Below are 8,852 nucleotides of genomic sequence, written 5' to 3' on the forward strand. Positions count from 1 at the left end.
CGGGAGACACAGCCATGCGCCAGCCCAGCGTCGAGGATTTCCATGACATCGCCGCCCTTGGCGAGGACATCCGGCGTCACATCCTTTCCAACCTCGGCAATGACCTCTATCCGCCTGATCCTTTTCGCTATTACAGCGGGCTGGCCTATTCCATACGCGACCGGCTGATCAAGATGTGGCTGGCCACCCAGACCTCGTATTACGACTCCATGTCCAAGCGGGTCTATTATCTGTCCATGGAATTTCTGCCCGGCCGCTTCCTCATGAACTACGTCACCAACATGGGCATGGAGGAAGGCTGCCGCGAGGCGGCCACGAAGCTGGGCTATTCCCTGGACGATCTGGCCGAGGAAGAGCGCGACGCGGGCCTTGGCAACGGGGGCCTGGGGCGGCTGGCCTCATGCTACATGGACTCCATCGCCACCCTGCGCATCCCGGGCTACGGCTATGGCATTCTCTACGATTACGGGCTGTTCCACCAAAAGATCGTGGACGGCTGGCAGGAAGAGCAGGCGGACAACTGGCGGCGCCACGGCAGCGCCTGGGTCATCGACCGGGTGGAACACCACTACGAGGTACGCTTCCACGGCCGCAGCGAAGCCTATACCGACGCCAAGGGCACCCAGCGCTACCGCTGGGTGGACACGGATTCGGTGGTGGCCATGCCCTGCGACATCCTCATACCGGCCCACGGCGGCCGGCACGTCACCAACATGCGGTTGTGGACCGCGGCCTCGTCCACGGGCTTTTCGCTGCGCGATTTTAACCAGGGCGATTTCCTGGGGGCCATGCAGTCCAAGATTTTATCGGAAAACATCTCCAAGGTGCTCTATCCCAACGACGAGCCCATCCAGGGCAAGGAATTGCGCCTTAAGCAGCAATACTTCCTGGTGGCCGCCACCCTGCGCGACATCATCCGCCGCCACAAAAAAACCGGCTCCACCTTTGAAGGCTTTTCCGATCAGGTGGCCATCCAGCTCAACGACACCCACCCCACCATTGCCGTGGCCGAACTCATGCGCATCCTTTTGGACGAGGAGATGCTCGGCTGGGACGAGGCCTGGGACATCTGCCGCCGCACCTTTGCCTATACCAACCACACCGTGCTGCCCGAAGCCCTGGAAACCTGGCCGGCGGATCTGCTGGGCCGGGTGCTGCCCCGGCATTTGGAGCTTATCGCCGAAATCGACCGCCGTTTTCTGGCCGAGGTGGCCCTGCGCCATCCCGGCGACGCCGGCAAGCTTGAGCGCATGGCCATCATCGACCGCAACTCCTGCCGGGTGCGCATGGCCCATCTGGCCATTGTCGGCAGCCACAAGGTCAACGGCGTGGCCAAGCTGCACTCCGACATTCTGCGCCACAAGGTGTTCCCGGATTTCGACGCCTTTTATCCCGGCAAATTCACCAACGTCACCAACGGCATAACGCCCCGGCGCTGGCTGAATCAGGCCAATCCGACCCTGTCCCGGTTGATTACCGAGCACATCGGCCCGGATTGGGTGACCGACCTTGACCGGCTGCGCGAGCTGCTGCCCCTGGCCGACGATGCCGCCTTCCGGTCGGCCTGGCGCACGGCCAAACGCGAAAACAAAAAACGGCTGGCCCGCTATGTCCTGCGCAAATCCGGCATCGGCATAAACCCGGACACGCTCTTTGATGTCCAGGTCAAGCGGATGCACGAATACAAGCGCCAGTTTTTAAACGTGTTGCACATTGTGACGCTGTATAACCGCCTGCGCCAAAACCCCGATCTGGCCGTGCCACCGCGCACGGTGCTCATCGGCGGCAAGGCCGCGCCCGGCTATTTCATGGCCAAGCGCATCATCCGGCTGATTACCGCCGTGGCCGCGACAGTCAACGCCGACGACGCCCTCCGCAGCCGGCTGCGGGTGGTCTTTTTGCCCAACTACTGCGTGTCCCAGGCCGAAAAAGTCATTCCGGCCGCCGACCTGTCCCAGCAGATTTCCACGGCCGGCATGGAAGCCTCGGGCACGGGCAATATGAAGTTCGCCTTAAACGGCGCGCTGACCATAGGCACGCTGGATGGGGCCAATGTGGAGATCATGGAAGCGGTCGGGCGGGAAAACATCTTTATTTTTGGCCTGACCGCCCCGGAGGTGGAAGCGACCCGGGCGGCCGGCTACAATCCCATTCCCCGCATCGAAGCCGACGCCGAACTGGCCGAGGCCTTGGACATGATCGGCCGGGGCTTTTTCACCCCCGACGAACCAGATCTTTTCCGACCGATTCTCGATAATCTGCGCCACAACGGCGACTACTATCTGGTCACGGCCGACTACCGGGCCTGCATCGAGGCCCAGGACGCGGTCAATGCCCTCTACCTCGATCCCGAAGCCTGGACAGCGGCTTCGATCCGCAACACCGCTGCCATGGGCTATTTCTCCAGCGACCGGGCGGTGCTGGAATACGCCCAGAATATCTGGGATATCGAACCGCTCGGGGAATAGGGGAGGCGGGGGGTCTGTCTGGACCCGACCCGGCGGCGGCGGCCGGAAAAACGCGCGCGGCAGTCCTTGCGGCAACGCGCGCGTTGACGATAGGTCGTGCGATACCATCGACAGGACGCGGCAGCGCCAGGCGAAAGCAGCTACAGCCGGCGCAGCCAGGCTACGATCCCAAGGATCGCCATCAACGGATAAAGCGGCCACAGGATGCCGAGCCACAGGCACACGCCCACGGCCACGGCCAGCGCGCCGGCATAGAGGCAGGCTTCAAGATAGGGGCCAAGACCGCGCAGGGGGCTTTTCCAGCCCTGGAAGTCGAGCAGAGGGGAGGCCAGACGCGAGGCTTCGTCCTGGGGCGCGATTTCCGGGCGCGACGCGCCGTCCCCGGTCTGGCGCGGTGCGGCACCCGCCTCCCGGTCCGATGCTGCGTCCGTTGGCCGGGCCAAGGCCCGACCGGCCTCGCCGGTCTCCCCGGCCTCGTCGCCGCTGCCACGGCCGGACTGAAGCTTGTGGCCGCACAACCCGCAGACAAGCCGGTCATCGGGGTTGTCCCCGCCGCATTTATTGCAGCGCATGGCCGCGCCTGCCAGTCTCATTTGTTGACAACATCGCAGGCGATCATAAATGGAAACCAGGCATCCCGCCACTAAAACAAAGGAACGCGCATGGAGATGATCCTGACCGGCTATTCCGTCAATCCCGTGTGCTGCAACGGTTGCGGCGCGTGCGCTGCCATGGCCCCGGACCTTTTCGCCATGGACGAGGTCAGCGAAAAGCCCGTCCTTTTGCTGTCAGAAGCTCCGCTCGACGCCGTTGAACGGGTCATGGCCTTTTGCCCCCACGACTGCATCGAAACCGGCTGAACACCAGCCGGACCGCATCGCCCTAATGCCTTTGCGCCGTCGTCCGATAGGCACAGGGAGGCGGCGCAGGCGCGCTGCCCGGGGAGGCCGCCATGGCACAACGGACGCGATTGGCCGTCATCGAAGCCCTTGATCGGCTGGGATTACTCAAATACCTGTTGGCAACAGGCATCACCGTGCTGGCATTTGCCCTGACCGCCGGGGCGTTTTGCTACGAGCAGTTGCAAAAACAGCCGCCCCGCCTGTCCGAGGCGGCCAAGGCCGTCATAGCAAAGGACGTCCCGGCCCCGGCCCAGCCCGGCTACGCCCTGCGCGCGCCGGTCAGCCATATGGCCCGGTTCGCCGCCGCCACCGACACGCCAACCGGCTTTTCCTTCTACGACATCTCGGATCAGGAAACGCCCCAATCCCTGGCCGACAAGCTGGCCGGAAAACGGTTTCGAACCACGCGCGGCCAGGGCCAGTCCTGCAACTTCGCCTATCCCCTGACCGCCCCGGCCGGGGATCGTGAAGCCGTGGCCGCCTACATCCGCGCCCTGGGCCGGGATTGCTGCGCCGTGGCCCAGGTGCTGCCGGGCCAGTTGGCCACCTACGCCTTTACCCGTCTGGCCAACAAGGAAGCCCCCAAGGCCATCGACCCCCTGTCGGGCGTGGCTGTCTTTTCCGAAGTCGGCGGCGGCCTCTTAACGCTCAATATGCGCTTTTCCAACAACGCCGAAGGCTATGCCGCCAGTCTGGCCCAACACCTGGGCGAACGCTTCGGGCCGGCCTCGCCCATGGGCCGCGACGGCTCGGCCTGGGCCAGGGACAACGGGCTGGTCACCCTGACCCGCACCGGCAACAGCTTGCAGGTGTCCGTGTATTTCGCTGCCAATATCGAACGCCACGCCGCCCATACGGCCCGGCTGGCCGACCGGCCAGCCCGCCCACAACCGCCGGCCACCGGTCTGGCCGTGGCCGAGGGCTGGTAGAGTGGTCGTGCGCTTTGCAGACGCACCAACCACAAAAGCCTCGCCAGCCCCTGGAAGGACTGGCGAGGCTTTTCGCGCAAAACCGGCTGCCTGACAGGCAAGCCGCCGGCAATCCGGGTGATCCGACTCGAAAGCGCGCGCGGTGCGCCACACTCCCGAGTGCGGCGTTCACAAAAAGCACTTATGCTTTTTGCAAATAAAAACAATAAATTTGGTGTGTTGATGCCAGGCAAACCAGAACAGCAAGAGCCCAACGCGACACTAGGCCAAAAGCCGCAACCAGCCCAGTGGTTCGCTGCCGACGGCAGCAACAAGCGGCACATCCGCCGCCTGCGGCACGGCCGGTTCGTTGGGGAAGGCTTCAGCAAAGGGCATGCCGGCCAGATGCTCGTCGGGATGGGCCAACAGCACCCGGCCCTGGGCGTCGGTCACGGCCAGAGGCCGGTCGCAGGCGGCCAGCACGGCCGACAGGATGGACTTGTACAACACCACGGCCGCGTCGGTGGCGCAAATCTGCTGCCGGCTGCGCCGGGTCAGGGCCATTTCCAGATTGGCCTTGAGATCCAGCAATTTGACGGGCTTTTGAATGTAGCCGGCCGCACCCGTGCCAGCCACCCGGTCCATGATGTCGCGGTCCACGGTGGCCGTTAAAAAGATCACCGGCACGCCGAGCGCGTCGATGATGCCCTTGGCCGCTGTCACGCCGTCCATGGGGCCGGCCAGATTGATGTCCATGAGCACCATATCCGGGGCCAGGGCGCGGGCCGCATCGAGAGCCGCCTCACCCGTATCGACGATGCCGCGCACGGTATAGCCCAGGCGTCCCAGGATCTTTTCCGCCACCCGGGCCGAAAGCACATCGTCTTCGACAATGAGCACGGAGCGTGGCTTGCGGGCCGTGTCCACCATGTCCACCCTTTGCAGCGCCGACGCGTTCAGCCGTTGTCGGCCAGCAATATCTTTTTGTGGGCGTCCTGGATCTTGTAATACAGGTCGTCCATCTCCGCCGGCTTCATGAGGTAGTCAAAGGCCCCCTGCTCCATGCCCCGGATGGCCACATCGACATTGGCATGGCCGGTGAGCATGATGACCTCCACCCGGGGGTGGGCCGCCTTGATGCGCGTCAGCGTCTCCATGCCGTCCATGCCGGGCATCTTGACGTCCAAAAGCACGACATCCACAGGATTTTCCGCCAGCGACTCCAACGCCTGCTCCCCGCTGTTGGCCATGGAAACCACCAGCCCCCGGCGCATCAAGCGCTTGCGCAACGTTTCCACATAACTCTCTTCATCATCCACCAGCAGTACCCGCACGGATTCGCTCACAAACATCCCTCCGATCGGACTTGGAAAAGCCTGTATTCCATAGCTGCGCGCCGGGGGAAAAGCAACAGCATCCCTTTTGACAAATCACCGCCCAGACGCAATAGTCACTGCTGCCGGGAGAAAAAAATGCACGCCCTTGACCGCAACGCCCTGATGGGACTGGCCCGACTGGCCGGACACGCCATCCTCGAATGCTACCACGACGGCTTTACCGTTGAAACCAAAGCCGATCAGTCGCCGCTGACCACCGCCGACACCCGGGCCAGCGACATCATCATGGCCGGACTGGCCCAGCTTTTCCCCACTGTACCGGTTATCTGCGAAGAAACAGCCAATGCCCCCTACGAAACCCGCCAGCGCTACACCCGGTGCTTCGTGGTCGATCCCCTGGACGGCACCAAAGAATTTATCCACAAAAACGGCGAATTCTGCGTCAACATCGCCCTTATCGAACACGGCCGGCCCGTCTTTGGCGTCATCCACGCCCCGGTGGCCGACTGCGTCTACGCCGGCGGGCCGGACTTCCCGTCGATCCGCCAGACCGCCGGAGGGCCGCCCGAACCCCTGCGCGCCCGCCGCCCGGCCCCGGACGAGCCGCTGATCGCCGTGGCCAGCCGCTCCCATCCCTCGCCAGGACTGGCCGCCTATCTGGCCCGGTTTCCCGGCGTGCGCTCCATCAGCCGGGGCAGCGCGCTCAAATTCTGCGCCCTGGCCGAAGGTGCCTGCCACCTCTACCCGCGCCTGGGACCGACCTCGGAATGGGATACCGCCGCCGGCCACGCCCTCGTGCTGGGGGCCGGCGGGGCCATGACCGCCCTGGATGGCTCGCCTTTCGTCTACAATAAGCCCAATCTCCTCAACGGCCCCTTCATCGCCCACAGCCTGCCCCCCGACGACCCGCGCTTGTGAGGAGGAAGAGAAATAAGAGGAAGAGGCCTCCGGCGGCCGGGGGGATGATCCCCCCGGACCCCCCGACGGGAAAAGTTTTTCAAGGGGGTATGGGTGGACCGGTCGGCTGGGGATCGGGACAGCCGACGTGGGTGTTTGGCAGCACATGACACAGTCGCCGGCTCCTCGTGGGTCAGGCAGGAGAAAGAAGAAGAGGCCTTGGCGGCCAAAGGGTGTGACAGCCCTTTGGAATCCCACCTGAAAGGCAAGGGGTTAAAGGGGAACGGCGGTGCCGCGACGGTGGGGTGGGGTGGGAAAGCCGCTTGCGTCAGACGGGCATTGCCGCGCGGCAAGCTTGGCGGGAACTACCGTTGTTCCGACAGCCGGTGGGGATAATCCCCCCTGCCGCTTTTACCGGGAGAAGTCTTCCAAGGGTTTTTAGGCTCAAGCGTTTAGAATAAACACTGCCTGCCGTCTCTCATCACTTTTACTTTTCAAGCGTCACTTTCTTTTGCAGGGTATCTTTGTCAATATAAAACTTGATTTGGTATGTTTGCTTACGGCTGGATATAGCTGATTCCTTGCTCATAAAATCTTCTTTCACATCAACCAATATTATATTGTCTGGAGCAAAACTGATTTTTTGAATAGCATGAACATTAAGACCCGTTTCCCAGACAAAAGCTTCAGAATTATACTCTATGGAAACGTAGACAAACACACCATTCATCGCCGGGTCACCGCCGCCGACACCAAAAATTTTTATCTCAGGGCCTGACTCCGAATAGGCTCCCCTGTAAAATGACAAAACAGATGATAGAATAGAATATTGTGCCGTATTTGTCAGGGCCATGCGCTCTATCGCCATCGCCTGCAGCGGCAATGACAGGCTCATGATACCAACCAAAACTATTTGTATGACGAAATATTTTATCACTGAAGCACTTTTCACGGTTTCTGCCTCACGACAACATTTTGAGTAAAAACGGAGTTGGGCAACAAACTATCTGATTTCTCCGTTAAATACGCTTGGCATGTATGTGCGTCAACACACAGGTCAGGTTGCTTGAAAAAATTGCTTCAATTGCATCGCCAATTGCCAGGCAACAGCTCCCGACAGCGGCGGGACGCTCGGACGCACTGGGCTGGCTGGGCGTCCCGCCACAAGGCTGGCGGCCTGACACTGCACTTGGCGCGAACGGCCCTCGCCGTGTCAGCCCGCCGGCTCCTCGTGGGTCAGGCAGTGGATGGTCCCCAGGCCCCAGACCAGATCCACGGCGGAAATGCCCACCACCTCGCGGCCCGGGAATGCCTCGGCCAGGATGCCGAGCGCCAGTCGGTCACGGGCGTCGTTAAAGGTCGGCACCAGCACCACCCGGTCGCCAATGAGAAAATTGGCATAGCTGGCCGGCAGCCGCTGGCCCTTAAAGACCACCGCCCGGGGCATGGGCAGATCAATGACCTGCAACGCCCCGCCATCGGCCAAGCGCACCCCCTGCAAGCGCTCGCGGTTCTCGGCCAACAGCGCATAATTGGCGTCGGCCGGATCGTCCTCGCGGCACAACACCACCGTGTCCGGCGAAACAAACCGGCACAAATCGTCCACATGGCCGTGGGTGTCGTCGCCGGCGATGCCCTTGCCCAGCCAAATGACGTTGCGCGCGCCAAGATACTCCGCAAAGACGGCTTCATAGTCTGCCCGGCCAAAGCCGGGGTTGCGCACCTGCACTGCGGGATCAAGCAGGCACTCCTCGGTGGTCAGCACATCGCCCCGGCCGTTGCCGTCCATGCCGCCGCCTTCCAAAACCACCCGCCGGCCCTGATACTGCGCCGAAACAACTTCCATCCCCAGCTCCCGGCACACCGCCGGCCCCACCGCGTCGTCCAGTAAATGATCCGGGTACTTGGCCCAGCCCGTGAAACCGAAATCCACCGCCACAACCTTCCCGGCCCGACGCACGAAAAACGGCATGAAATCCCGGGTCCAACCCCGATCCATGGGGGCCGTAAACCACTCGACCAGCCCCATATCCGCGCCAACAGCCCGTAAAACCCGCCCGGCCGCCGTGCGCTGCTTGCCATCCCGAACCAACAGCCGCACCCGCTCGCCGGCACCGGTCAGCTTGCGCAGCATCTCGCCATACACCCAGGCAATGGGCGAAAACCTGCCCGGCCAGTCCGAAGCATTGCCCGGCCACGCCAACCACACCGCCGTATGTCCCTCAAACTCCGCAGGCCACTGTAAGGTCGTATGCACATGGACTCCTTTGGGGAGAAGAGGCGAAGAACTGGGGGAGGGAACCCCTTTTTGGAAAAAAGGGGTTCCCTCCCCCAGACCCC

The 8,852-nt window shown here is 62.7% G+C and carries 9 protein-coding genes; 4 read left to right on the plus strand and 5 right to left on the minus strand.

The window, feature by feature from the left end; translation table 11 throughout:
- The first annotated feature begins 14 nt into the window (after positions 1-14).
- Positions 15-2,468, plus strand: a complete 2,454-nt coding sequence (locus tag GTA51_RS14470; protein ID WP_160962263.1) for a glycogen/starch/alpha-glucan phosphorylase — start codon at positions 15-17, stop codon at positions 2,466-2,468.
- A gap of 140 nt (positions 2,469-2,608) precedes the next feature.
- Here GTA51_RS14470 and GTA51_RS14475 read toward each other — a convergent pair whose 3' ends face one another.
- Positions 2,609-3,040, minus strand: coding sequence for a zinc ribbon domain-containing protein (locus tag GTA51_RS14475; protein WP_160962265.1), 432 nt, complete (start codon positions 3,038-3,040; stop codon positions 2,609-2,611).
- Positions 3,041-3,130: 90 nt separating this feature from the next.
- Between GTA51_RS14475 and GTA51_RS14480 the strand changes: the two genes are divergently transcribed.
- Positions 3,131-3,328, plus strand: coding sequence for a ferredoxin (locus GTA51_RS14480; protein ID WP_160962267.1), 198 nt, complete (start codon positions 3,131-3,133; stop codon positions 3,326-3,328).
- Between the two features lie 92 nt (positions 3,329-3,420).
- The gene (locus GTA51_RS14485) at positions 3,421-4,299 is read left to right on the plus strand and encodes a hypothetical protein (protein WP_160962269.1); all 879 of its coding nucleotides are present in this window, start codon (positions 3,421-3,423) and stop codon (positions 4,297-4,299) included.
- Between the two features lie 261 nt (positions 4,300-4,560).
- On the opposite strand, the gene GTA51_RS14490 is transcribed toward GTA51_RS14485, so the two are convergent.
- Both GTA51_RS14490 and GTA51_RS14495 read right to left on the minus strand, forming a co-directional pair.
- Complete coding sequence (locus GTA51_RS14490) at positions 4,561-5,208, minus strand: response regulator (protein WP_160962271.1); 648 nt, start codon at positions 5,206-5,208, stop codon at positions 4,561-4,563.
- A 26-nt stretch (positions 5,209-5,234) separates the two neighbouring features.
- Entirely contained in the window at positions 5,235-5,624 is a 390-nt protein-coding gene (locus GTA51_RS14495; protein ID WP_160962273.1) for a response regulator, read from the minus strand.
- 126 nt (positions 5,625-5,750) lie between these two features.
- Here GTA51_RS14495 and cysQ point away from each other — a divergent pair, with 126 nt between their 5' ends.
- The gene (cysQ, locus tag GTA51_RS14500; RefSeq protein ID WP_160962275.1) at positions 5,751-6,533 is read left to right on the plus strand and encodes a 3'(2'),5'-bisphosphate nucleotidase CysQ; all 783 of its coding nucleotides are present in this window, start codon (positions 5,751-5,753) and stop codon (positions 6,531-6,533) included.
- 466 nt (positions 6,534-6,999) lie between these two features.
- Here cysQ and GTA51_RS14505 read toward each other — a convergent pair whose 3' ends face one another.
- Positions 7,000-7,407, minus strand: coding sequence for a hypothetical protein (locus tag GTA51_RS14505; protein ID WP_160962277.1), 408 nt, complete (start codon positions 7,405-7,407; stop codon positions 7,000-7,002).
- A 318-nt stretch (positions 7,408-7,725) separates the two neighbouring features.
- Positions 7,726-8,769, minus strand: coding sequence for an agmatine deiminase family protein (locus GTA51_RS14510; RefSeq protein ID WP_160962279.1), 1,044 nt, complete (start codon positions 8,767-8,769; stop codon positions 7,726-7,728).
- Positions 8,770-8,852: the final 83 nt, after the last annotated feature.

Origin of the sequence: Solidesulfovibrio aerotolerans (genome assembly GCF_009856865.1) — a bacterium.
Taxonomy (GTDB): Bacteria; Desulfobacterota; Desulfovibrionia; order Desulfovibrionales; family Desulfovibrionaceae; genus Solidesulfovibrio; species Solidesulfovibrio aerotolerans.

Coding starts and splice junctions, on each gene's coding strand:
- GTA51_RS14470 (WP_160962263.1), top strand. CDS start 15: ATGCGCCAGCCCAGCGTCGAGGATTTCCATGACATCGCCGCCCTTGGC.
- GTA51_RS14475 (WP_160962265.1), bottom strand. CDS start 3,040: ATGCGCTGCAATAAATGCGGCGGGGACAACCCCGATGACCGGCTTGTC.
- GTA51_RS14480 (WP_160962267.1), top strand. CDS start 3,131: ATGGAGATGATCCTGACCGGCTATTCCGTCAATCCCGTGTGCTGCAAC.
- GTA51_RS14485 (WP_160962269.1), top strand. CDS start 3,421: ATGGCACAACGGACGCGATTGGCCGTCATCGAAGCCCTTGATCGGCTG.
- GTA51_RS14490 (WP_160962271.1), bottom strand. CDS start 5,208: ATGGTGGACACGGCCCGCAAGCCACGCTCCGTGCTCATTGTCGAAGAC.
- cysQ (WP_160962275.1), top strand. CDS start 5,751: ATGCACGCCCTTGACCGCAACGCCCTGATGGGACTGGCCCGACTGGCC.
- GTA51_RS14505 (WP_160962277.1), bottom strand. CDS start 7,407: ATGAGCCTGTCATTGCCGCTGCAGGCGATGGCGATAGAGCGCATGGCC.